Source organism: Stenotrophomonas sp. NA06056 (assembly GCF_013364355.1).
Classification (GTDB): Bacteria; Pseudomonadota; Gammaproteobacteria; order Xanthomonadales; family Xanthomonadaceae; genus Stenotrophomonas.
The window spans coordinates 3,584,262-3,608,666 of the sequence record NZ_CP054931.1; the positions used below are offsets into that span (position 1 = coordinate 3,584,262).

Genomic DNA, 24,405 nt, shown 5'->3' on the forward strand with positions numbered 1-24,405 from the left:
TCACCGCAGCGTGAAACATTTCGGGGGCCGGGTCGCATCCTATCCGGACCACGTGGTGCAGTCGTTAGATTGAAGTTAATTAATCGTTAAATTCAGGCTTTCCAGCGGCCTGGTTCACAAAACCGTGACTTCGGCCCGTGCGTCGCGCCGCCGCTTGCGCCAGTCGCGGCACCCGCTCCGGAAACGCAAACGCCGCCCTGGAAGGCGGCGTCTTTTCATTGAAATTCAATGATTTGCGAAATCAGGCATAAGCCGGCGTGGCGTATACCACCGGGTCCGGCACCGCCGGCGAGTCGTAAGTGACCCATTCCCATGCGGTGGCATCGGCCATCAGCGCCCGCACCAGCTTGTTGTTGAGCGCGTGGCCGGACTTGAAGCCTTCGTAGGCGCCCAGCACCTGGCCACCGGCCAGATAGAGGTCGCCGATCGCGTCGAGGATCTTGTGGCGCACGAATTCGTCGGCGTAGCGCAGCCCGTCTTCGTTGAGCACGCGGAACTCATCGAGCACGATGGCGTTGTCCATCGAACCGCCCAGGCCGAGGTTGCGCTCGCGCATGTATTCCAGGTCGCGCATGAAGCCGAAGGTGCGCGCGCGGGAAATTTCCTTGGTGTAGGCCATCGTCGAGAACTCGATTTCCTGGCGCGACTGCTTGGCCGGAATCATCGGGTGGTCGAACTGGATGGTGAAGCCCAGCTTGTAACCCTCGTAGGGCGTGAAGCGGGCCACCTTGTCGCCTTCGGTCACTTCCACGGTCTTCAGCACGCGGATGAAGCGCTTGGGCGCATCCTGTTCCACGATGCCTGCCGACTGCAGCAGGAACACGAACGGGCCGGACGAACCGTCCATGATCGGCAGCTCGGCCGAGGACAGTTCGACGATGATGTTGTCCACACCCAGGCCGGCCAGGGCCGACATCAGGTGTTCGACGGTCTGGATCTTGGCGTCGTTGCAGGTCAGGCCGGTGCAGAGGGTCACTTCAGTGACCAGCTCGGCCTTCGCAGGCACTTCCACCACCGGGTCCAGGTCCACGCGGCGGAACACGATGCCATGGTTGACCGGCGCCGGACGCAGGGTCATGTAGACCTTGTCGCCGCTGTGCAGGCCTACGCCGGTGGCGCGGATCGTGTTCTTGAGGGTGCGTTGCTGGATCATGGGGGGACGACCGGAAGTGACACATTAGATTAACACGCAGGGTCCCCTACCCCGGCTGAAACGCCGGCAGGACACACCGGCGCGCCGATAGGACGCGCGTGAAGCAGGGCGGCCGGGCCCATCCTGGCCCGGCGCCCGCGTTTTCAGGACATGGTGGCGCAACCCGGGGGGGACAAGCCCCGGGCAGCGTCGATCAGTCCGCCTGGCGGCGCAGGAACGCCGGGATGTCCAGGTAATCGTTCGGCAGTTCCGCCGCGGCCGGGGCCGAGGAGGCCGGAGCCGACGGGGTGGACGCTGCCACGCTGTCGCTGCTGGCGCGACGCAGGCCCAGGCCCATGCCGCCGACAGCCTTGGACACCGCATCGCCGCCGTTGTCGAACTCGCCGAACTCCGGCTGGCCGGTGGTGGCGTTGCGCACCAGCTTGATCGGTGCACGCTCGCCCGGACGCTGGGTCTTGCTGGCCGAGACGCGGTTCAGGCCCGTGGCGACCACGGTCACGCGCACTTCGTCCTGCATGTCCGGATCAAGCACGGTACCCACCACCACGGTGGCGTCTTCCGAAGCGAAGCCGTCGATGGTGCGGCCGATCTCGTCGAACTCGGCCATGGTGAAATCGGCACCGGCGGTGATGTTGACCAGGATGCCGTTGGCACCAGCCAGGTTCACATCGTCCAGCAGCGGGTTCTGGATGGCCGACTCGGCCGCGGCCTGGGCGCGGTCATCGCCGCGGGCGGTACCGGTACCCATCATCGCCAGGCCCATTTCGGACATGACGGTGCGCACGTCGGCGAAGTCGACGTTGATCAGGCCCGGACGCACGATCAGGTCGGCGATGCCCTGCACGGCGCCCTGCAGCACGTCGTTGGCAGCGCGGAACGCCTGGATCATGGTGGCGTTGCGGCCCAGCACGGTGATCAGCTTTTCGTTCGGGATGGTGATCAGCGAGTCGCAGTGCTGGCTCAGTTCTTCGATGCCCTTCAGCGCAACCTGCATGCGGCGGCGGCCTTCGAACGGGAACGGCTTGGTGACCACGGCCACGGTCAGGATGCCCATTTCCTTGGCCAGCTGTGCCACCACCGGCGCAGCGCCGGTACCGGTGCCACCGCCCATGCCAGCGGTGATGAACACCATGTCCGCGCCCTGCAGGGCGTCCATGATGCGCTCACGGTCTTCCAGCGCAGCCTGGCGGCCGACTTCCGGATTCGCGCCTGCGCCCAGGCCCTTGGTGACATTGGTACCCAGCTGCAGCTGCAGCTTGGCACCACAATTCTTGATGGCCTGCGAATCGGTGTTGGCGGTGATGAATTCCACGCCATCCACCGCCGAGTTGACCATGTGCGCCACGGCATTGCCGCCGCCGCCGCCCACGCCAACAACCTTGATCACCGCATTGGGTGCCATCTTTTCGATCAGTTCAAAATGCGCCATGTCCGTGTCCTCGTTGTATCCGCTTTCGATTGCATGGGCGTTCGGGCGTCCTGCCTTCATGCTGCATGCCGTCGTTGCGGCTGTGTGGGTTATGTGTTGCCGGTGTTGCGTCGTGTTGCCGGTGTTGCAACCGGGCGAGCCCGGGTAGTGCAGGTTCCGCGTCAGAATTCGCCGCGGAACCAGGTCTTGAGTTTCTTGAACATGCTTCCAGCGCGACCGGTCGGCAGCGACGGCCGGCGCGGATGCTCGATCTGGCTACCCATCAGCAGCAGGCCCACGCCGGTGGCATGCACCGGGTTGCCCACCACTTCGCCCAGCCCGGTGACGTGCTGCGGAATGCCCACGCGCACCGGCATCTGCAGCATTTCCTCGGCCAGTTCGACCACGCCTTCCATCTTCGAGGCACCACCGGTCAGCACCATGCCGGCGCGCACCAGTTCCTCGAAGCCGGAGCGGCGCAGTTCGGCCTGCACCATTTCAAAGATTTCTTCGTAGCGGCCCTGTACGGCCTGGGCCAACGCGTGGCGCGGCATGCGGCGCGGCGGACGATCACCGACCGACGGCACCTGGATGCTCTCCTCGGCGGTGGCCAGCTGGGCCAGGGCACACGCGTAGCGCACCTTGATCTGCTCGGCTTCCGGGGTCGGCGTGCGCAGCATGTGCGCGATGTCGTTGGTCACGTGGTCGCCGGCGATCGGCAGCGAGGCGGTGTGGCAGATCGCGCCCTGCACGAACACCGCGATGTCAGTGGTGCCGGCGCCCATGTCCACCAGCACTACGCCGAGCTCGCGCTCGTCGGCGGTCAGCACCGCCACGCTGGACGCCAGCGACGACAGCACCAGGTCGTCCACCTGCAGGCCGCAGCGCTGCACGCACTTGCTGATGTTGGCGGCGGCCGACTGCGCGCACACCACCAGGTGCGCATGCACTTCCAGGCGCACGCCGGTCATGCCGACGGGGTTGCGGATGCCTTCCTGCGAATCGTCCAGCACGTACTCGCGCGGGATCGCATGCAGGATCTTCTGGTCGGCCGGAATCGCCACCGCCTTGGCTGCATCAAGCACGCGATCCAGGTCGCCCCAGGTCACTTCACCATCGCGGATCGGCACGATGCCGGGCGAGTTCTTGCACTGCACGTGGTTACCGGAAATGGAGGCGTACACCGAACGGATCTCGCAGCCGGCCATCAGCTCGGCTTCTTCCACCGCGCGCTGGATCGACTGCACGGTCGATTCGATGTCCACCACCACGCCGCGCTTCAGGCCGCGCGACTCATGGGAACCGATGCCGATCACTTCGATCGGATTGCCCGGCGAATACTCACCCACCAGCGCCACCACCTTGGAGGTGCCGATATCCAGGCCGACGATCAGCGATTTGTCACCCTTGCGATTCATGTTCTTTCCTGCGTCCTTCGTGCCGGGGTGCCCGGTGCATTGGCGGGGGCGGCCGGAGTGCCCCAGCTCAGCGTGAAACCATTGGTATATCGGAGGTCGGCGCGCTCGATCGGCGCGGCCTGGTTGGCCAGCTGCGGCAGCACGCGCACGAAGCGCTGCAGGCGCGAACGCGCGTCATCGCGACCGACCACGACTTCGGTGCCATTGCTCAGCAGCAGCGACCAGCTGCCGCGCGCGTCCATGGTCAGCCGGCGCACATCGACGCCAGCGGGCGCGAACAGCGCGCGCGAATCGTTGTACAGCTTGACCACTTCTTCGGTCTGGCTGTCCGGGCCGTCCAGCTCGGGCAGCTGCAGGTCGGCCAGCTTCTTCGGCGTGGGGAACAGCTTGCCCTGCTCGGACAGCAGGCGACCTTCGCCCCAGCGTGCGAACGGCTTGTGCTCGACCAGCGTCACTTCCAGCACGTCCGGCCACTGCTTGCGCACCTGCGCGCTTTCCACCCAGGGCAGTTTCTCCAGGGCGTCCTGTGCGTCCTGCAGCTTGACCGCGAAGAAACCGGCATGCGCATACGGCAGCAGCACCTGCTGCAGCTGCTCGGCCGGCACCCGCTTGAACTCACCGTGCACGCGCAGCTTCGCCAGCGGCCAGCGCTCGGCGCCAACCCAGCCATTGACCACGGCCACCACCGGCAGTGCAACCACCGACAGGGCCAACAGCCAGACGAAGATGCGCAGCACCGCGTTCATGCGTGCGAGGCCTCCAGGGTCTGTTCCAGCACGCGCCACACCAGCTCCTCGAAGCTGATGCCGGCCTGCCCGGCGGCCTTGGGCACCAGCGAATGGCTGGTCATGCCCGGCGCGGTGTTCACTTCCAGCAGGAAGAAACGGCCGCTGGCGCGGTCACGCATCACATCCACGCGACCCCAGCCACGGCAACCGGCGGCGCGGAAGGCCGCCAGCGCGATGCGGCGGATCTCTGCTTCGTCATCACCGTCCAGGCCCGGGCACAGGTACTGGGTGTCTTCGGCGATGTACTTGGCGTTGTAGTCGTACCACTGGCCCTTGGGCACGATGCGGATCGACGGCAACGCGACATCACCGAGGATGGCCACGGTCAGTTCGTCACCGACCACCATCTGCTCCATCAGCAGCTGGCCGTCGTAGCGCGCGGCCAGGGCCACGGCTTCGTCCAGGCCTGCATCGTCGGTGACCCGACTGATGCCCACGCTGGAGCCTTCGTTGGCCGGCTTGACCACCACCGGCAGGCCGAGCTCGGCTGCCAGCGCGTGCACGGTGGAGGCATCGACCTTCCGGTACTGCGGCGTCGGCAGGCCCAGCGACAGCCACACCTGCTTGGTGCGGATCTTGTCCATGCTCAAGGCCGAGCCCAGCACGTTGGAGCCGGTGTAGGGCACGCCGAAGGCATCCATCAGGCCCTGCACGATGCCGTCCTCACCGCCACCGTTGTGGCCGTGCAGGATGTTGAACACGCGATCGATGCCACCGGCCGCCAGCGCCTTGGCCAGCGCCGGGATGCCATCGATGGCGACGGCATCGATGCCACGCGACTGCAGCGCTTCGAGCACGTTGCGGCCCGAATCCAGCGACACCTCGCGTTCGCTGGAGCTGCCACCGAGCAGCACGGCGACGCGGCCGAACACGGCCGGGTCGGTGCTGCGCAGCGGCGGGAAGGTCAGCGTGCTCACGCCTCGCCCTCCGCCTTGAAACCTTCCACTGCAATGTGGCTTGCAACGGCGCCGATGTCGCCCGCACCCATCATCAACAGCAGATCACCGTCCTGCAGCACGTCCGGCAGCACGCTGGCCAGTTCGGCAGCCTTGCCCACCACCACCGGTTCGCTGCGACCACGCGCACGGATGGCGCGGGCCAGCGCATGCGAATCAGCACCGGCAATCGGCTCTTCACCAGCCGGGTAGACCTCGCTCAGCACCAATGCATCGACGCTGGACAGCACGGCGGCGAACTTGTCGAACTGGTCGCGGGTACGGCTGTAACGGTGCGGCTGGAAGGCCACGACCAGGCGCTTGTCGGCCCAGCCGCCGCGGGCGGCGGCGAACACCGCTTCCAGCTCGCTCGGATGGTGACCGTAGTCGTCGATGATGCGGACCCTGGCGCCGCTGGCGGTGGTCACTTCACCCAGATCGTTGAAGCGGCGACCGACGCCAGCGAAGCCGGCCAGCGCACGCGCGATCGTGTCCGGAGACACGCCCAGCTGCCAGCCCACCGCCGCCGCGGCCAGTGCATTGAGCACGTTGTGCTTGCCCGGCAACGCCAGCACCACTTCCTGGCTGGTGCCCTGCGGCAGGCGCAGGGTGAAGCGCATGCGCGAACCTTCCTGCACCACGTTCTCGGCGCGCACGTCGGCCTGCGGGCTCATGCCGTAGCTCATCACGTGGCGCGGGGTCTTGGCGGCCAGTGCGGCCACTTCCGGATCGTCGATGCACAGCACCGCCAGGCCGTAGAACGGCAGGCGCTGCAGGAACTCGGCAAACGCCGCCTGCACGCGGGCGAAGTCGTTGCCGTAGTTCTCCAGGTGATCCGAATCAATGTTGGTGATGATCGACATCAACGGATTCAGGCGCAGGAAGCTGCCGTCGCTTTCGTCAGCCTCGGCCACCAGCCACTGGCCACCGCCGAGCTTGGCGTTGGCACCGGCCGCCAGCAGCTGGCCACCGATCACGAAGGTCGGGTCCAGGCCGCCTTCGCTCAGCACCGCGGCGGTCAGGCTGGTGGTGGTGGTCTTGCCATGGGTACCAGCCACGGCGATGCCGCGGCGGAAGCGCATCAGCTCGGCCAGCATCGCTGCACGCGGCATGATCGGAATGCGCTGGCTGCGCGCCTCCATCAGCTCGGGGTTGTCTTCGCGGATGGCGCTGGAGACCACCACGCAGTCGGTGCCAAGCACATTGGCCGCCGAATGGCCGCGCATGATGCGCGCACCCAGACCGGCCAGGCGGCGGGTGGCGGCGTTGTCGGCGTTGTCCGAACCGGACACTTCATAACCCAGCGTCAGCATCACTTCGGCGATGCCGCTCATGCCGGTGCCGCCAATGCCGACGAAATGCACGCGCGGGAACGCGCGCACCAGATCGTTGGTGTCATGCAGGCGGCGGATCATGCGCGGCCTCGCGCAGGGCAGGCGCTGGAGCGTGCCTTCTTCATACAGCTTCCTCGAGAATGATATCGGCGATGCGCTCGGCGGCATCGACCTTGGCCAGGGCACGCGCGGCTTGCGCCATCTGCATGCGGCGGGCGGGATTTTCGGACAGATCACGCAGCAGCGCGGCAATGCCGTCCGCCAGCGTTTCGTCCTGCTTCAGCAACACAGCCGCGTCGCGCTCGACCAGGTACTCCGCATTGCGGGTCTGGTGATCGTCGACGGCGGCGGGGAATGGCACCAGCACGCTGCCGATGCCGACCGCACAGAGTTCGGCCAGCGTGGACGCACCGGAACGGCACACCACCAGGTCGGCCCAGGCGAAGGCTTCGGCCATGTCGGCGATGAAGGGCGTGACGTCACCCTGCACGCCGGCCTTGGCATACGCCTCGACCGCTTCGGCATGCAGCTTCTCGCCACTCTGGTGGCGCACCACCACCGGCACCTGCGCACCGAGAGCGGCCAGTGCCTGCGGCACGCCGCTGTTGAGCGCGCGAGCACCCTGGCTGCCGCCCAGCACCAGCAGGCGCAGCGGACCGCTGCGATCGGCCAGCCGCTGTTGCGGCGGTGCGACGGCGGCGATTTCGGCGCGCACCGGGTTGCCCACGAATTCCTCGCGTGCAGCGAAAGTGCCCGGGAAACCGGTCAGCAGACGGCGCGCGTAACGCGACAGGATGCGGTTGGTCAGGCCCGGCGCGCGGTTCTGTTCGTGCACGATCAGCGGCAGGCCGTGCAGGCGCGCAGCCATGCCACCGGGACCGGAAGCGAAGCCACCGAATGCGACCACCGCACGCGGCTGGCGATCACGGATGATCAGACCGGCCGCACGCAGCGCGCGCATCAGCCGCCACGGCGCGGCCAGCAGGGCCAGCTTGCCCTTGCCGCGCAGGCCGGTGATGGCCAGCGTGTCGATGTGGATGTCGTGCTGCGGCACCAGACGGGTTTCCATCGCGCCATCGGCACCCATCCAGGTGACCGGCACGCCGCGCGCGCGCAGCACGCGGGCCACGGCCAGGCCGGGGAAGATGTGCCCGCCGGTGCCACCGGCCAGGATCATCACCGGGCGGTTGCTGGCCGTCGTGGTCGGGGCGGCGCTCATGACAGCCTCCCGAAGGTCGGTTCGACGCGCGACTGCAGACGGCTGGTCCCGCGCACGGCTGCCGACTCGGCCGCAGCCGGTTCTGCAGCCTTCGGTACGCTCTTTGCCACCGGTGCGACCGGCGCATCGGCCGGCGCCGGACCAGCCAGATCCTCGGCAGCGCCCATGCGCACGGCCTGGCGACGTTCGGCACGCTTCAGTTCATAGGACACGCGCAGCAGCAGGCCCATCGCTACGCAGGTCATCAGCACCGACGAACCACCCGACGAAATCAGCGGCAGGGTCAGGCCCTTGGTCGGCAGGATGCCCAGGTTCACGCCGATCGAAACGAAGGTCTGCATGCTGATCCACAGACCGATGCCGAAGGCGATGTAGCCGGAGAAGTGGCGCTTCATTTCCACGCAGCGCATGCCCAGCCAGAAGGTGCGGCCGACCAGCAGTGCGTACAGGGCCACGATCACGCAGGTACCGAGGAAACCGAATTCCTCGGCGGTGACCGAGAAGATGAAGTCGGTGTGCGCTTCAGGCAGGTAATAGAGCTTCTGCACCGAATTGCCCAGGCCGACGCCGGTCCACTCGCCACGACCCACCGCCATCAGCGCGTTGGACAGCTGGTAGCCGTCGCCCTGCTGGTCGGCCCACGGGTCGAGGAAGGAGGTGATACGGCGCATGCGGTACGGCTCGATGATCGCCAGCGCGCTCATGCCCACCAGGCCGATCACCACCGGCATCGACATGCGCGGCATGTTCACGCCGCCCAGCACCAGCATGCCGGCGGTGATCGCCAGCAGCAGGGTGGACGAACCGAAGTCGGGCTGCAGCAGCAGCAGCACCACCAGTGCACCGGCCACGCCCAGCGGCTTCAGCATCGCCGGCCACGTGGCGTTGACCTCGTCGCGGAAGCGCACCAGGTAGCTGGACAGCCAGACGATGTAGAGCACCTTCACCGCTTCGACCGTCTGGAACTTGGAGATGCCCAGGTTGATCCAGCGGCGGGCACCGTTGACGCTGCTGCCAAGGCCCGGAACGAACACCACCACCAGCAGCGCGAAGCAGCCCAGCAGCAGCATCTGGTTGTACTGCTCGATGGTCTTCAGCTCGGTACGCGCGGCGATGATGGCCAGCACGATGCCGACCGCCAGGAAGATCAGGTGGCGGTTGAGGTAGTAGAACGGGCTGCTCATCAACGCGATGGAGCTGGACGCGACCATCACCACGCCCAGCCCGGTGAGCGCGATCATCGCGCCGAGCAGCCACTTGTCGTAGCTGCCACCGATGGCCTCAAGGCGTGTTGCCTGGTGCGACAGGTCATTCATCAGCGTACCTTCAACGTGGCCAGGCCGATCAGCACCAGCACGACGGAGATGATCCAGAAGCGCACGATCACGCGCGGCTCCGGCCAGCCCTTCAGTTCGAAGTGGTGGTGGATCGGCGCCATGCGGAACACGCGCTTGCCAGTCAACTTGAACGAGGCGACCTGGATCATCACCGACAGCGTTTCGATGACGAACACGCCGCCCATGATCACCAGCACCAGTTCCTGGCGGGTGATCACCGCGATGGTGCCCAGCACCGCGCCCAGCGACAGCGCGCCGATATCGCCCATGAACACCATGGCCGGATAGGTGTTGAACCAGAGGAAGCCCAACCCTGCGCCGGCAATTGCCGCACAGATGATGACCAGCTCACCGGCGCCCGGAATCTGCGGAATCTGCAGGTAGTTGGCGAACACCACGTTGCCCGAGGCATAGGCGAACACGCCCAGCGCGCAGGCCACCAGCACGGTCGGCATGATCGCCAGGCCATCCAGGCCGTCGGTCAGGTTGACCGCGTTGGAGAAGCCGACGATCCAGAAATAGGCGATGGCCACGAAGCCGATGCCGGCCAGCGGCAGCGCCACCGACTTGAACATCGGGATGTAGAAGGTCAGCGCCGCCGGCACATCGGCAGTCTGGAACAGGAAGATGCCCGCAGCCAGGCCGAAGATCGACTGCAGCAGGTACTTCCAGCGCGACTTCAGGCCGTTCGGATCGCGACGGACGATCTTGATCCAGTCGTCGTACCAACCGATGGCACCGAAGCACAGCATCACCGCCAGCACCAGCCACACGTAGCGGTTGCGCAGATCGGCCCACATCAGCACCGACAGGGTGACGGTGAGCAGGATCAGCGAACCGCCCATGGTCGGCGTACCGGCCTTGGAGAAATGGGTCTGCGGGCCGTCCTTGCGGATCGGCTGGCCACCCTTGAACTGGGCAAGCTTGCGGATCACCGCCGGGCCGAGCCACAGCGACAGGAACAGCGCCGTCAACGCGGCAAGGATGGCGCGGAACGTCTGGTAGTTGAACAGCCCGAACAGGCTCTCCAACTGCTGCAACCATCGAGCCAGTTCATACAACATGCGGGGATTCCTCTCCTTGCGCCAGCAGCGCTTTGACAATCGTGTCCATGGCGCTGCCACGGGAACCCTTGACCAGGCAGCGCACGCCAGCGTGCAGCTCGTCCTTCAACGCCTGCGACAGCGCGTCATGGGTGGTGAAATGACGTCCGCCCTCGCCAAACGCGGCGGCGGCGGCGGCGCTGAGCGGGCCCAGCGCATACAGGCGTTTGAGGCCGGCAGCACGCGCGCGGAGACCTGCCTGTGCATGCAGCGCCTCGGCATCGGGACCCAGCTCGCGCATGTCGCCCAGCACCAGCCAGCCCTCTTCCGGTGCGGCGGCCAGTGCGTCGATGGCGGCGGCCAGCGAACCGGGGTTGGCGTTGTAGCTGTCGTCCACCAGCACCGCACCGTTGCGCAGCTGATGGGCGATCTGGCGGCCCGGCACCGGCTGTGCTTCGGCCAGACCCGTAGCCACCCATGACAGCTCGATGCCGGCGGCAAGCGCCAGGCTGGCGGCGGCCAGCGCATTGCTGATGTTGTGGCGGCCCGGCAGGCCCAGCACCACGCCCGCCTCGCCCATCGGCGTGACCAGGGTGAAGCGGCTGCCCTGCGCACCGGCGCGGATGTCGCGCGCGGTGACGTCGGCGCTGTGCTCCAGGCCATAACGCAGCACCCGGCAACGTGCCGGGGTACCGATGAAATGCTGTTCGAACCAGCGCCCGTAGGCGTCGTCGACGTTGATCACGGCCACGCCATCGGCCGGCAGTGCGGCGTAGATGGCACCCTTGGTCACGGCAACGCCGAGCAGGCTGCCCATCCGCTCCAGGTGAGCCGGGGCGATGTTGTTGACCAGGGCGTAGCGCGGGCGCGCGATGTCGGTCAGGTAGGCGATGTCGCCCGGCTTGCCCGCGCCCATCTCGTAGACGGCGTAGTCGGCATCTTCCGGTGCGTCGATCACCGCCAGTGGCAGGCCGATCTCGTTGTTGCGGTTGCCCGGGTTGGCGTACACCACCTTGTGCGCGTGCTGGGCCACCTGCTGCAGGATCGCCAGCAGCAGGCTCTTCACGCTGGTCTTGCCGTTGCTGCCGGTGATGGCGAACAGTTCGGTCGCGCGGTCGCGCTGCATGCCGGCGGCGATCTTTGCCAGCGCGCGCTCGCTGTCGGCCACCAGCACCTGCGGCAGGTCCAGCGGCAGCAGGCGCTCGACCAGCAGCGCGCTGGCGCCACGTGCCTGCGCATCAGCGGCGAAGTCATGGCCGTCGAAGCGTTCACCACGCAGCGCCACGTACAGGCTGCCCGGGCCAAGGCTGCGGGTATCGTTGCTGATGGCGTCGATGGCCACGTCGTCGCCGTGGATCTCGCCACCGGCCCAGTGCGCGATCAGCGAAAGCAGGGTGCGCTTCATTCGGCGCTCTCCCCGGCCTGCGCCGAAAGCACACCGACCTTGGCGGCCAGTGCCGCGGCGGCTACTTCGGTGTCATCGAAGTCATGGCGCACGCCATTCACTTCCTGGTACGGCTCGTGGCCCTTGCCAGCGATCAGGATGATGTCGCCGGCACCGGCACGCTTCACCGCCAGGCCGATTGCTCGCGCGCGGTTGCGCTGCACGGTCACGGCGGAAGCATCGGCGAAGCCGGCCAGGATGTCGGCCACGATCACGTCGCCATCTTCGCCACGCGGGTTGTCGTCGGTGACGATGACCTGGTTGGCCAGGCGCTCGGCAATGGCGGCCATCTGCGGGCGCTTGCCGGTATCGCGTTCGCCACCGCAACCGAACACGCAGAACAACGTGCCCTGCAGGTGGCCGTGCAGGCTGTCCAGCGCCTGTTCCAGCGCGTCAGGGGTGTGTGCGTAGTCCACCACCACGGTCGGCAGGCCATCTTCGCCACCGAGGCGGTTCATGCGGCCACGGATCGGCTGCAGTGCCGACAGCACCTCGGCAATGCGCGGCAGCGGCTGCCCCAGCGCATGCAGGGTACCGGCCACGGCCAGCAGGTTGTCCACGTTGAAGCGACCCAGCAGCGGCGACTGCACGGCAGCGCGCTGGCCATCGATGACCAGCTCGAACGCAATGCCACGGCCGTCCAACTGCAGCGCTTCGGCGCGCACGCTGGCATCGGCGGCGCCACGCGAACTCAGGCCGATGGCCTGCACGCCTGCCGGCAGGCCGGCGAACAGCTGGCGACCGAACGCATCGTCAAGATTGATCACCGCCGCCTTCAGACCCGGGCGATGGAACAACCGCGCCTTGGCCGCGCCGTAGCTGGCCATGTCGCCGTGGTAATCGAGGTGATCGCGGGTGAGGTTGGTGAACACCGCCACGTCGTAGTGCACGGCATCCACGCGGCCCTGGTCCAGCGCATGCGAGCTGACTTCCATCGCCACCGCACGCGCGCCGTCGTCGCGCAGCTGCGCCAGCAGTGCATGCATCTGCAGCACCAGCGGAGTGGTAAAGCCGGTCGGCTCGACCGCACCATAAAGTCCGGCGCCCAACGTGCCGATACTGCCACTGGGCGTACCGAGCAGGTGCCAGGCCTGGGCCAGCAGCTGCACGGTGGACGTCTTGCCGTTGGTGCCGGTCACGCCAACCATGGTCATCGCCCGCGAAGGCGCCCCATGGAACTGGTCGGCCATCGCACCCAGCCGCGCACGCAGGCCCGGCACGGCAATTGCATCGGCTGGTGCAGGCAGTTCGGCGGGCGCCGGCGCTTCGAACAGGATCGCGCCGGCACCGGCTGCGCGCGCCTGCTCGACAAAGCCCAGTCCATGCGCGCCGAAACCGGCGATGGCGACGAAGGCATTGCCGGGACGCACGGCACGGCTGTCCAGCACCAGGCCGGTCAGAACGGGATCATGGCCCACCAGGGCCACGTCCGGAAGCAACTGCGAAAGCAACATCGAAGGACTCATTGCGTGCCTCCCGTAGCGGGTGGCACATGGTTTTGCGCGCTGGGCAGCGCGGCATCAAATTCAGCGGCGGCATCCACCGGCAGTGCGGCTTCGACCGGCGGCACCGGCAGCACCGAAGCCGAATGGCCGATCTTTCCGGACTGCTGGGCAGCCAGCCACGACTGCAGGTCGTCCAGCGGCACGTCCATCAGGCGCAGGGTGCCTTCCATCACGTTGTGATAGACCGGTGCCGACACCAGGCCGCCGTAGAACTTGCCGCCCTGCGGGTCGTTGATGACGATGACGGTGGCAAAACGCGGATTGGTGGCCGGCACCACGCCGGCAAACAACGCGTTGTAGTGGCCACGCTCGTAACCACCGGGACCGGTCTTGCGCGCGGTACCGGTCTTGCCGGCCACGTGGTAGCCCAGCACCGCTGCCTGCTTGGCGCCGCCCTGGGTGACCACGGTTTCCATCATCGCCACCACCTGCTTGGCGACGCCCTCATCGATGATCTGCTGGCCTTCGTTGCGCTGGCCCTTCACGAACGTCGGTGCGATCAGCTTGCCGCCGTTGGCCAGCGCCGAATAAGCGGTAGCGATCTGCAGCGGCGTGACGTTCAGGCCATAGCCGTAGGACATGGTCGTCTTGGTGGTGCCCGACCAGCGGGCCGGGCGCAGCACCACGCCACCCGACTCACCCGGGAAACCACTGTGCGGTACAGAGCCATAGCCGAAGCGGCGCACACCGTCGTAGAACACCTGGTCGGGCATCTTCGCCGCCACCTTGGCCGCACCCACGTTCGAGCTGCGGGTGATCACGCCGGTGACGTTCAACACGCCGTTGTTGCGCGGCACGTCGCGGATGGTGAAACGCCCCAGGGTCATGTAACCCGGGTTGGTGTCGATGACGGTGTCCTTGGTCACCGCACCGGCCTGCAACGCGGTGGCGATGGTCAACGGCTTCATCGTCGAACCCGGCTCGACCAGATCGGTCACCGCGCGGTTGCGGCGCGTGTCCGGCTGTGCGCTGGTCAGCGAATTGGGGTTGTAGGTCGGCAGGTTGACCATGGCCAGGATTTCGCCGGTGGTCACGTCCATGATCACCATCGAGCCGCCGGCCGCCTTGTTGGCCACCAGCGCGTTGCGCAGTTCCTTGAAGGCCAGGTACTGGATGCGGCGGTCGATGCTGAGCGTCAGGTCCTTGCCCGGCTCGGCGGCACGCAGCAGATCGCTCTCGACCGTCTCGCCCTTGCGGTTGCGGATCACCCGCTTGCCGCCGGGCTTGCCGCGCAGCCATTCGTCGAAGGCCAGCTCCAGCCCTTCCTGGCCACGGTCGTCGATGTTGGTGAAGCCCAGCACGTGCGCCATAGCCTCACCCTGGGGGTAGAAGCGGCGGAACTCGCGCTGTGCCGCCACGCCCGGGATCTTCAGTGCGACCACGCGCTCTGCCTCGTCCGGATTGATCCGGCGACGCAGGTACATGAATTCCTTGTCCGACTTCTGCGACAGGCGGCTGCTCAGCTCGTCCACCGACATGCCCACCGCCTGTGCCAGCTCGGGGATGCGCTCGGGCGAACGCAGCAGGTCCTGCGGGTTGACCCAGATCGAAGCGACCGGCGTGGACACCGCCAGCGGCTCGCCGTTGCGGTCGGTGATCATGCCGCGCGAGGTCTTGATCGGCAGTTCGCGCAGGTAGCGCGCTTCGCCCTGGCGCTGGTAGAAATCGCTGTTGATGATCTGCACGTAGGCGGCACGGCCGACCAGCGACACCGAGCACAGGCCGAGCGCCAGGGCCACCCAGCGCAGGCGCTGGCGCAGGTTGAAGGCGTTGCGGGGACGGTTGCGGCCGGTCTTGCTCATGGGCGCACCACCACGACGTCGGCGGCCTCGGGGAACTTCATGCCGAGCTTTTCGCGGGCGATGCTGTCCACGCGGTTGGCTTCGGCCAGGGTCGCCTGCTCCAGCTGCAGGCGGCCGAATTCGATGTTCAGGTCATCGCGCGCACGCTCGGCGCGCGACAGCTCGATGAACGTCTGCCGGTGACGGTGACGCACGAACACGACGCCGATCGCCGAGGCCACGGTGCAGGCCAACAGGATGATCAGCAGCAGCCGGCTCATGCATCGGCCTCCCGCTTCTGGGCCACACGCAGCACGGCGCTGCGGGCGCGCGGGTTCATCGCCAGCTCTTCGTCGGTGGCTTTGATGGCGCCACCGATCAGGTCCAGCGTCGGCACGAACACCTGCGCTTCGGGCAGCCGACGGTTGGCCGGCGGCGCCTTGGCCAGGCGGTTCATGTACTGCTTGACGATGCGGTCTTCCAGCGAGTGGAAGCTGATCACCGCCAGGCGGCCGCCGGGCTTGAGCCGTTCCACCGCCGCATCGAGCCCGGCTTCGAGATCGGCCAGCTCGCGGTTGATGTGGATGCGGATGGCCTGGAAGCTGCGCGTGGCCGGATGGATCTTTTCCTTGCCACGCGGCATCACCGAGGCGATCAGCTCGGCCAGTTCGGCAGTACGCGAGAACGGCTGCTTGTCGCGGCGGGCCACGATGGCCTTGGCGATGCGTCGGCCCTGGCGCTCTTCGCCATAGGTCCACAGCACATCCATCAGCTCGCGCTCTTCAACGCGGTTGAGCCACTGCGCAGCGCTTTCGCCGCTGTCAGGGTCCATGCGCATGTCCAGCGGACCATCCTTGCCGAAGCTGAAACCACGCTCGGCCACATCCAGCTGCGGCGAGGACACGCCAAGGTCGAACAGCACGCCATCCAGGCCCTCGGCGGTCTCGTTCCACTGCAGCAGCTGGGCGAAGCTGCCGCGGAAGATCGACACGCGCGGGTCCGGCGCGAAATCGCGCTCGGCAACGGCAATGGCTTCCGGATCCTTGTCCATGACCAGCAGGCGTCCCTCGGGACCGAGCTGGGTGAGCACGCCACGTGCATGACCGCCACGACCGAACGTGCCATCCAGATAACGTCCGTTTTCGATCACCCTCAGGCCTTCCAGGACCTGGGTGTACAGGACCGGCAGATGCACCGCCGGCGACTGCGACACCGGAAGGTGACCGGTCTGCGCTTCTGGGCGCATCCGGGCACCCCGGCTCACAACTTCAGGTCGAGCAACCCATCACCCAGATCCTCATCAGACAACGTCTGCTGGATCAGGGCCCGATGCGCCTGCTCGCTCCACAATTCGAATTTGTCGCCCATACCGAGCAATACCGCCTTCTTCTCAATGCCCACCGCACCGCGGTGGCTGGCGGGAATGCTGATGCGACCGTTGCCGTCCAGCTCCAGGTGGGCGGCTGAGCCGACCAGCTTCTGCTGCAGCAGACGTACGACGCGCTGTGTGTTGGGTTTGGACATGACGTCGTCGCGTACCCGCTCCCATTCCGACTCGGCATACAGCCACAGGCAGCCGGATTCGAAGGGGTTGTAGGTCAACACGAGACGGTTGTTGCTGACGCGCGCAACCAGGTCGCGGTGAGCGGTGGGAACCGCCATGCGTCCTTTGTCGTCAACTGTGATGGCCGTCTCGCCCTGGAACACGACGCCTGCACCTTATCCTTCGCCCGGTGAAACATTGAACCACGAAAATCCACAAAACACCCGGATTTCCCTCTGATGCCCACCTTAGCAGCGGCCCAAGGGTTGTCAACAACTTTTCAGCAGGGAAATCGCCAGCCGCATCAATGGCTTGCACCAATGTTTAGAGAGTTGTTCAAGGTTTATCCACAAGTTGCTGATCCGTCTCAATTTTTGAGATTGAACGGAAGTTCAGGGGTGTGGAGGGCGCGTGAAACATGGCCTGCGCATTCATCCAGAACGGCCCGAAAGCGACGCCGCTCTGCGCAAACCGGGCACAATGGGGCCATGTGCCTGCTTGCTCTTGGCTGGTTGCACCACCCGCGCTGGCGGTTGGTCATGGCCGGCAACCGTGATGAGTTCCACGCCCGCCCGACCGCGGCCCTGGCCCCCTGGCAGGATGAGACGTCCGTCATCGGCGGGCGCGACCTGCGCTCCGGTGGCGGCTGGGCCGGCGTCGGTGCCGGCGGCCGGATGGCGGTGGTGACCAACGTCCGCGATCCGCAGGCATCCCAGACCGGGCCGTCACGTGGCGCGCTGGTGGCCGACTATCTGCGCGGGCGCGATCCGGCGGGTACGCATATGCAGCGCCTGGCCACCGTGGCCAGCGCCTACGCCCCGTTCAACCTGCTGCTGGCCGACGGCAACAGCCTGGAATACCTGGGCAATCACCCGGCCGAGCGGCAGACGCTTGGCCCCGGCGTACATGGCATGTCCAATGGCGCCATCGACGCACCCTGGCCAAAGACACGGCGATTGATGGACGCGCTATCGGTCTGGCTGGCAGACGGCTGCAACGCGCTCGATCCGCTCTGGCAGGCGCTCGCCGACGAGCATCGCCCGGCCGACAGCGACCTGCCCGACACCGGTATCGGCCTGGAGCGCGAACGCTGGCTCAGCCCCGCCTTCATCCGCGGCGACGATTACGGCACCCGCGCCAGCACGGTGTTGTTGATTGACGCGAACGGTCACGGCGCAATCCACGAGCGCCGCTTTGGGCCGCAAGGTGCCGCCTTGGGGCAGAGCCAGGTCGACTTCTGACCTTGTACCTGTTTTCTGTGTCTATAAATGTCTGCACGTACGCCACACGATGACCTGGCGCGGTCCCCCGCGCGCTTTCGATCCATAGGGAGTCATCGATGCGCCGCATCCTCGTTCTTGTCGCCACCCACGTGCTCACCCTCGGCCTCGGCTTCGGTCTGGGCGTGTATTTCCTGCCCCTGCTGATCGCCCCGGACGATCCGCCGGTCGAGCAGGTACAGACCGCGATGGCCGATGCCACCTACCGCACCGACTTCCGTCGTGACCTGAAAGGCAGTGACGCAGTTCATTGGGCCGAAGGCAAGGTCGGCGTCAGCGCCCGCCAGGTCGCCTTCGACGGGAAGATGGGCCCGGGCCCGGACTACAAGGTCTACCTGGTGCACGACTTCGTCGACAACAAGGCCGACTTCCTGAAGATCAAGGACAAGGCCCAGCGCATCGGCGAGGTCAAGACCTTCAACCGCTTCCTGGTGGATGTGCCGGACGATGTGGACGTGGACGAGTTCACCACCGTGGTGGTGTGGTGCGAGCGCTTCTCGCAGTTCATTTCCGGCGGGCAGTACCGCACGCCGGGCTGAGCCCGGCCGTCATCCGGGTAGTGCCGGCCGCTGGCCGGCAACAGTAGATCCACGCCATGCGTGGATGGCCCTGGCCGGCAACAGTAGATCCACGCCATGCGTGGATGGCCGTCGATGGAATGAAGGGGCGGAGCCGGCCGATAAGCCGGGTTCTGTCGTGGACAGTCATTCCTCTAGGCGTTACGTCGCCGCAACGCTCAAGCAACCTACCCGGATCCAACGCGGGCCGCGCCAATGGATCCCTATTTGGTCTTGCTCCAGGTGGGGTTTGCCGTACCGGTCTGTTGCCAGACTCGCGGTGCGCTCTTACCGCACCATTTCACCCTTACCGGCCTTCCGAAGAAGACGTAGGCGGTATCTTTCTGTTGCACTTTCCGTCGGCTTGCGCCGCCCAGGCGTTACCTGGCACCTTGCCCTATGGAGCCCGGACTTTCCTCGGCATCCCCGAAAGGATGACGCGACTGTCTGGCCGACTCCGCCGCGCGCATTCTAGCGTACGCGCCGCATTCCTGCCGGGTTGAATGCGGCGCTCTGTTCATCCATCCACGCATGGCGTGGATCTACTGCGTCCCGGAGCTCTTCCATATGCGTGGCTGCGGCCATCCATCAACTGCCGTACAACGCCTTGCGCGGCGCACCGGTCATTTCGGCCGCCAGCTTGGCCGCGGTGGACGGCGGCAGATGCTCGCTCAGCTTGGCGTAGACCTGCCGGCCATGGGCCAGCTGCGCCTCGGCATCATCGCCAGCGCCCTGCACCATCACCACGAACTCGCCCTTGCGCTGGTTGTCGTCCGCTTCCACCTGCGCCAGCAGCCCGGCCAGGTCGCCGTCCAGCACGGTCTCGAACAGCTTGGTCAGCTCGCGCGCCAGCACGGCCGGGCGTTCGCCGCCAAAGATCGCGGCCATGTCGGCCAGCGATTCGGCAATGCGGTGCGAGGACTCGTAGAACACCATCGTGCGCACCTCGCCGGCCAGCCCCTGCAGGCGATCGCGGCGGCCGCTGGCCTTGGCCGGCAGGAAGCCCTCGAAGGTGAAGCGATCGCTGGGCAGACCGGCCACGCTCAACGCGGCGATGGCAGCGCAGGCGCCCGGAATCGGGCTGACCTTGATGCCGGCCGCGCGCGCGGCACGCACCAGGCGGAAGCCCGGATCGCTGACCAGCGGGGTGCCTGCATCGCTGACCAGCGCCAGCGACTCGCCCGCCTGCAGACGCGCCACCAAGCGCTGGGCCAGGGCCTCTTCGTTGTGTTCGTGCAGCGCCACCAACGGTTGCTGGATGCCGAAATGGGACAGCAGCTGGCCACTGCGGCGGGTGTCTTCGGCACAGATGGCCGCCACCGAGCGCAGCACCTCCTGCGCGCGCGGGCTCAGATCGGCCAGGTTGCCGATCGGCGTGGCGACGACATACAGGGTTGGCACACTCATTTCAGCGGTACTCACGGGGCAAGGGTAGAATCCTAGCGTGTACCTGGCCAAGGCCGCTGCCCTCATCGCATGGACCCGATCATGAACAAGCCCGCCGCACGCATCTCTGCCCTGTCGCTGTCGTTGATGCTGCTGGCCGGTTGTGCCACCACCAGCCTCGTCAGCGCGCCCGAATCGCCGGCCCAGAGCCAGGCGCTGGCGCTGATCGAACAAGGCAAGCCGCGCGACGCCGCCCTGCAACTGGAAGCGCTGGCCGCCACCCTGAAGGGGGGCGCCCGCAGCAACGCACTGGCCGATGCGGCCTGGGCCTGGCATCTGGCCGGCGACAGCGCACGCGCGCGCAGCCTGCTGGGCCAGGTGACCGCGCGCCAGGTGAACGGTGCCAGCCTGCAGCGTTACCAGCTGGCCAGTGCCGAGCTGGCGCTGGCCGACAAGCAGCCGGCACAGGCGCTGGCCCTGCTGAGGGATCAGGCCGACAACGTGCACCCCAGCCTGCGCACGCGCTGGTCCCTGGCCCGCGCCAATGCCCTGCAGGCCACCGGCGATGCCTTCGGCGCCGCCACCGAACGCGCCCGTGCGCATGCCGGTCTGGCCGGTGCTGCGCGCAGCGAGAACCAGGCCGCCATCTCCGGCCTGCTCGGCACCCTCGACGATGCCACCCTGCGCAGTCGTGCCGCCGCATTGCCGGCGAACGACCCGCTGTACAACTTCGCCGGCCGCGCGCTGATCGCCCGAGGCCTGCCGCTGCCGCGCCCGTTCGATCGCGATGGCGCCGCCCAGTTCGACACCAGCAAGCGCCCGCCGGCCATGAGCGATGGCTACCGCCCGCCGGCCAAGCTGGCCGTGCTGCTGCCGCTCAGCGGCCGCCTGGCTACCGCCGCGCAGCCAGTGCGCGATGGCCTGCTCAGCGCGTACTACGGCGAAACCCGCCGTCGTCCGGAGGTCAACTTCTTCGATACCGCCGGTACTCCGGCAGGTGCGCTGGCCGCGTATGACAAGGCGGTGGCGTCCGGCGCCGACTTCGTGGTCGGCCCGCTCGGCCGCGACGAAGTGGATGCCGTGTATGGCCGCCAGCAGCTGCCGGTGCCGGTGCTGGGCCTGAACCGCGGCAAGGATGCGCCGCCGGCCGGCAGCGCCGGTTTCTCGCTGGCACCGGAAGACGATGGCATCGTCGCCGCTGAATACATGCGTGGCCGCGAGCGCAGCAAGGCGTTGGTGATCAACAGCAGCGACGACACCGGCCGTCGCGCCGCTGCCGCGTTCGCGCAGCGCTTTGCCCAGCGCGGTGGCAGCGTCGCCGCCACCATCGCGGTCAGCGAAACGGTAGGGGATGTCAGCGCGCAGGTGCGCAACGCCGGCGCGGTCGATGCGGTGTTCCTGGCCGTACGTGCACCGCAGGCCCGCCTGCTGGCGCCGCAGCTGGCGCTGGCCGGCGCCGGGGGTGCCACCCGCGTGGGTACCTCGCAGCTGACCACCGGCAGCGGCAAGGTCGAAGAAGACGTGGCGCTGGACGGCATCATCTACCCGAACGAAGCCTGGAACGTGCGCAGCGTGTCCGGCGTGCCGTCCGCTGCCCAGGTCGCGCAGACCCTGCCCAGCGCGCGCGGCGCGGCCAGCCGCCTGTTCGCCTTCGGCGCCGATGCCTGGAAGATCAGCGCCTATCTGGACAAGCTGGCCACCGAAGGCGGCCTGGACGGCGCCACCGGCACGCTGTACCTGGACAGCAACGGCAACATCCTGCGCCAGCCGGCATGGTCGACCTTCAGCGGTGGCCGGCCGATGCCGATCGCCGGTGGTCGCTGAGCACCTGCAACGGGGCTCGGCGGTGGAAGCCGCCGCCGAGCAGCATCTGCAGCAGGCCGGGTTGCAGCCGCGCGCACGCAACGTGCGTTATCGCGGCGGTGAACTGGACCTGGTGATGGATGACGCCGGCACCGTGGTGTTCGTGGAAGTGCGTTACCGCGCGCGATCCGACTTCGGTGGCGGCGCTGCCTCGGTGGACGTGCGCAAGTGTCGACGCCTGGCCCATGCCGCGTTGTTGTACCTGCAGGACAACCCTGCGCTGGCCGATGCGCCCTGTCGTTTCGACGTGGTGGACGCCACGGGTGAACCGCCGCAGCTGCATTGGCTGCGGGATGCGTTCCGGTTGGATGATTGCTGATGGGTACCCATTGCCGGCCAGCGGCCGGCACTACCACGGGGCATGACTGATGCCTTCGATCATTACCCATGCCGCCGTGCCGCTGGCGCTGTGGTGCGCTGCTGATCGCGGTCGCATTCCGCCATGGCTGCTGACCGCTGGCGTGGTCGCGGCGATGCTGCCCGATGCCGATGTGCTGGCGTTTGCCCTGCATGTTCCGTATGCCGATGCCTTCGGCCATCGCGGTGCCAGCCATTCGTTGTTGTTTGCCGGCGTGCTGGCGGCATTGGCCGCGGTGTGGGCGCTCTTTGGTAGTCGCCGACCTTGGTCGGCGGTTTCGTGCCAACCAAGGTTGGCACCCACCACACAGGCGGCAACGTTGGTATCCACCGTTCAAGCGGCGACGTTCGTCTTCGTCTGCGCCGCCAGCCATCCCCTGCTCGACGCAATGACGTCCGGCGGCCTCGGCGTCGCCCTGGCCTGGCCGTGGAGCGAACACCGCTTCTTCGCCCCATGGCGGCCGATCCGCGTTTCTCCCTTCGCCCCGCAGTTCTTCAGCGCGCGCGGCGTGGCCACGTTGCTGTCGGAACTGCGCTGGGTCTGGCTGCCGCTGGCCGGCGCCGTTGTTGCCTGGAAACTGATCCAACCCGCCCCTGCTGTCCCGCGAGATCCATCATGAGTACTGCCCTGCCCGCTGCCCTGGTTGCCGAACTGTCCGCCCTGCTGGGTGCGGAGGGCTGGCGCACGGATGACAACGCGCTGGAGGCGAACGCGCAGGACAATTCCTGGCGCCGCCAGCGCCCGGCGGCCGTTGCGCTGCCAGCCGACGTCGAACAGGTGCAGGCGCTGGTGCGTGCCTGCCGCGTGCATGGCGTGGCGCTGGTCGCGCGCGGCGCGGGCACCGGCACCACCGGTGCTGCCGTGCCGCTGCCCGGCAGCATCGTGCTGTCGTTCACCCGTATGGACCGCATCGTGGAGATCCGTGCCGGCGACCGCTGCGCCGTGGTGCAGCCCGGCGTGCTCAATGGAACACTTCAGCAGGCGCTGGCACCGCACGGCCTGTTCTGGGCACCGGACCCGTCCAGCGCGGAGATCTGCAGCGTGGGCGGCAACCTGGCCTGCAATGCCGGTGGCCCGCGCGCGGTGAAGTACGGCACCAGCCGCGACAACGTGCTCGGCCTGGTAGCGGTGACCGGCACCGGTGAGGTGATCCGCTGCGGCGGCGCCTACACCAAGGATTCCACCGGATACGACCTCACCCACCTGCTGGTGGGCAGCGAAGGCACGCTGGCGCTGATCGTGGAAGCGACATTGAAGCTGACCCCGCTGCCGGTCAGCCAGGCCGGCCTGCGCGTGCTGTACCGCGATGCCGATGCCGCCGCCGCCGCGGTGTCGCGGCTGATGTCGCAGCCGGTGGTGCCCACGCGCCTGGAATTCATGGATGCACGCAGCCTGGAGCTGCTGCGCCTCAATGGCGCCGAGGTACCGGACGCCGGGGCGATGCTGCTGGTCGAGGCCGACGGTGACCACGACACGCTGCCCTACCTGCTGCAGGCACTGGCCACTGCCGCCGAAGGCGACGGCATGATCGAGCTGGACGTGGCAATGGAAGGCCGCGCGCGTGACCAGTTGTGGGCGGCACGCAAGGCGTTGTCGCCAGCGCTGCGGACCGTGGCGCCCGGCAAGATCAACGAGGACGTGGTGGTGCCGGTATCGCGCATCCCCGAACTGGTGGCCGGTGTGCAGACGCTTGCGCGCGACTACGCGCTGACCATCGTCACCTTCGGCCATGCCGGTAACGGCAACCTGCACGTCAACATCCTCTACCACCCGGACGACGCCGACGAGAACGCACGCGCGCATGCTGCGCTGCCGAAGATCTTCGAACTGACGCTGGCGCTGGGCGGCACGCTGTCGGGCGAACACGGCATTGGCCTGGCCAAGCGCGATTTCATGGCGCAGGCGTTCACCCCGGCCACGCTGGCGGCGATGCGCGCTATCAAGGCCGCGCTCGATCCGGATGGAATTCTCAACCCGGGCAAGGTATTGCCACCGGTGTGATGCCCGCCGGGCATAAACCGGCGCTACCAAGGCGTGCACCTGTAGAGCCGAG

General features: G+C 67.3%; 21 protein-coding genes, 1 other RNA gene and 1 pseudogene. 6 read left to right on the top strand and 17 right to left on the bottom strand.

Translation table 11 applies throughout. The annotated features are described in order from the left end of the window. Positions 1-241: 241 nt before the first annotated feature. From lpxC to mraZ, 15 genes and pseudogenes are all read right to left on the bottom strand, one after another. A complete protein-coding gene (gene lpxC, locus HUT07_RS16245) occupies positions 242-1,153 on the bottom strand; it encodes a UDP-3-O-acyl-N-acetylglucosamine deacetylase (RefSeq protein WP_089238783.1) in 912 nt (303 codons plus the stop codon). Between the two features lie 193 nt (positions 1,154-1,346). After that, positions 1,347-2,582, bottom strand: coding sequence for a cell division protein FtsZ (ftsZ, locus tag HUT07_RS16250; protein WP_025876577.1), 1,236 nt, complete (start codon positions 2,580-2,582; stop codon positions 1,347-1,349). 161 nt (positions 2,583-2,743) lie between these two features. Next, the gene (gene ftsA / locus HUT07_RS16255; RefSeq protein WP_025876580.1) at positions 2,744-3,979 is read right to left on the bottom strand and encodes a cell division protein FtsA; all 1,236 of its coding nucleotides are present in this window, start codon (positions 3,977-3,979) and stop codon (positions 2,744-2,746) included. Positions 3,980-4,047: 68 nt separating this feature from the next. After that, positions 4,048-4,725 (bottom strand): annotated as a pseudogene (locus HUT07_RS16260) (cell division protein FtsQ/DivIB); the annotation flags it as partial. Next, positions 4,722-5,684, bottom strand: a complete 963-nt coding sequence (locus HUT07_RS16265) for a D-alanine--D-alanine ligase (protein WP_176021770.1) — start codon at positions 5,682-5,684, stop codon at positions 4,722-4,724. The pseudogene HUT07_RS16260 and the gene HUT07_RS16265, both read right to left, overlap by 4 nt. Then, on the bottom strand, positions 5,681-7,117 hold the full coding sequence (gene murC, locus HUT07_RS16270; protein WP_176021771.1) for a UDP-N-acetylmuramate--L-alanine ligase: 1,437 nt from the start codon (positions 7,115-7,117) through the stop codon (positions 5,681-5,683). The genes HUT07_RS16265 and murC overlap by 4 nt, the downstream gene beginning before the upstream one ends. Positions 7,118-7,157: 40 nt before the next feature. Then, positions 7,158-8,255 (bottom strand): undecaprenyldiphospho-muramoylpentapeptide beta-N-acetylglucosaminyltransferase, encoded by a 1,098-nt coding sequence (gene murG / locus HUT07_RS16275; RefSeq protein WP_176021772.1) that lies wholly within the window; start codon positions 8,253-8,255, stop codon positions 7,158-7,160. Continuing rightward, a complete protein-coding gene (gene ftsW, locus HUT07_RS16280; RefSeq protein WP_176021773.1) occupies positions 8,252-9,571 on the bottom strand; it encodes a putative lipid II flippase FtsW in 1,320 nt (439 codons plus the stop codon). The genes murG and ftsW overlap by 4 nt, the downstream gene beginning before the upstream one ends. After that, complete coding sequence (gene mraY / locus HUT07_RS16285; RefSeq protein ID WP_176021774.1) at positions 9,571-10,656, bottom strand: phospho-N-acetylmuramoyl-pentapeptide-transferase; 1,086 nt, start codon at positions 10,654-10,656, stop codon at positions 9,571-9,573. The genes ftsW and mraY overlap by 1 nt, the downstream gene beginning before the upstream one ends. Beyond that, a complete protein-coding gene (gene murF / locus HUT07_RS16290) occupies positions 10,646-12,040 on the bottom strand; it encodes a UDP-N-acetylmuramoyl-tripeptide--D-alanyl-D-alanine ligase (protein WP_176021775.1) in 1,395 nt (464 codons plus the stop codon). Before murF ends, mraY begins: the two co-directional genes overlap by 11 nt. Beyond that, on the bottom strand, positions 12,037-13,545 hold the full coding sequence (locus HUT07_RS16295; protein ID WP_176021776.1) for a UDP-N-acetylmuramoyl-L-alanyl-D-glutamate--2,6-diaminopimelate ligase: 1,509 nt from the start codon (positions 13,543-13,545) through the stop codon (positions 12,037-12,039). The genes murF and HUT07_RS16295 overlap by 4 nt, the downstream gene beginning before the upstream one ends. After that, positions 13,542-15,386: a penicillin-binding protein 2 gene (locus tag HUT07_RS16300; protein ID WP_176021777.1), complete on the bottom strand. Its 1,845-nt coding sequence runs from the start codon at positions 15,384-15,386 to the stop codon at positions 13,542-13,544. Before HUT07_RS16300 ends, HUT07_RS16295 begins: the two co-directional genes overlap by 4 nt. Then, on the bottom strand, positions 15,383-15,646 hold the full coding sequence (gene ftsL / locus HUT07_RS16305) for a cell division protein FtsL (RefSeq protein ID WP_025876599.1): 264 nt from the start codon (positions 15,644-15,646) through the stop codon (positions 15,383-15,385). The genes HUT07_RS16300 and ftsL overlap by 4 nt, the downstream gene beginning before the upstream one ends. After that, the gene (gene rsmH, locus HUT07_RS16310; protein WP_176021778.1) at positions 15,643-16,611 is read right to left on the bottom strand and encodes a 16S rRNA (cytosine(1402)-N(4))-methyltransferase RsmH; all 969 of its coding nucleotides are present in this window, start codon (positions 16,609-16,611) and stop codon (positions 15,643-15,645) included. Before rsmH ends, ftsL begins: the two co-directional genes overlap by 4 nt. A 14-nt stretch (positions 16,612-16,625) precedes the next feature. Next, the gene (mraZ, locus tag HUT07_RS16315) at positions 16,626-17,072 is read right to left on the bottom strand and encodes a division/cell wall cluster transcriptional repressor MraZ (RefSeq protein WP_025876601.1); all 447 of its coding nucleotides are present in this window, start codon (positions 17,070-17,072) and stop codon (positions 16,626-16,628) included. A gap of 324 nt (positions 17,073-17,396) precedes the next feature. Between mraZ and HUT07_RS16320 the strand changes: the two genes are divergently transcribed. Further along, positions 17,397-18,149: an NRDE family protein gene (locus HUT07_RS16320; protein ID WP_176021779.1), complete on the top strand. Its 753-nt coding sequence runs from the start codon at positions 17,397-17,399 to the stop codon at positions 18,147-18,149. 98 nt (positions 18,150-18,247) lie between these two features. Next, positions 18,248-18,727: a DM13 domain-containing protein gene (locus HUT07_RS16325; protein WP_176021780.1), complete on the top strand. Its 480-nt coding sequence runs from the start codon at positions 18,248-18,250 to the stop codon at positions 18,725-18,727. A gap of 125 nt (positions 18,728-18,852) precedes the next feature. Here HUT07_RS16325 and rnpB read toward each other — a convergent pair. Together rnpB and rsmI are read right to left on the bottom strand one after the other, a co-directional pair. Continuing rightward, positions 18,853-19,204: RNase P RNA component class A (rnpB, locus tag HUT07_RS16330), an RNA gene on the bottom strand. A gap of 129 nt (positions 19,205-19,333) precedes the next feature. Next, positions 19,334-20,152, bottom strand: a complete 819-nt coding sequence (rsmI, locus tag HUT07_RS16335; RefSeq protein WP_176021781.1) for a 16S rRNA (cytidine(1402)-2'-O)-methyltransferase — start codon at positions 20,150-20,152, stop codon at positions 19,334-19,336. Between the two features lie 81 nt (positions 20,153-20,233). On the opposite strand from rsmI, the gene HUT07_RS16340 reads away from it, so the two are divergent. From HUT07_RS16340 to HUT07_RS16355, 4 genes are read left to right on the top strand one after another with little or no spacing between them, the layout of a single operon-like run. After that, entirely contained in the window at positions 20,234-21,955 is a 1,722-nt protein-coding gene (locus HUT07_RS16340; protein ID WP_176021782.1) for a penicillin-binding protein activator, read from the top strand. Continuing rightward, positions 21,945-22,313, top strand: a complete 369-nt coding sequence (locus HUT07_RS16345) for a YraN family protein (protein ID WP_176021783.1) — start codon at positions 21,945-21,947, stop codon at positions 22,311-22,313. Before HUT07_RS16340 ends, HUT07_RS16345 begins: the two co-directional genes overlap by 11 nt. Before the next feature lie 49 nt (positions 22,314-22,362). Beyond that, entirely contained in the window at positions 22,363-22,971 is a 609-nt protein-coding gene (locus HUT07_RS16350; protein ID WP_176021784.1) for a metal-dependent hydrolase, read from the top strand. Continuing rightward, positions 22,968-24,353 carry an FAD-linked oxidase C-terminal domain-containing protein gene (locus tag HUT07_RS16355; protein WP_176021785.1) on the top strand — a complete coding sequence of 462 codons (1,386 nt, stop codon included), beginning with the start codon at positions 22,968-22,970 and terminating at the stop codon, positions 24,351-24,353. The genes HUT07_RS16350 and HUT07_RS16355 overlap by 4 nt, the downstream gene beginning before the upstream one ends. Positions 24,354-24,405: the final 52 nt, after the last annotated feature.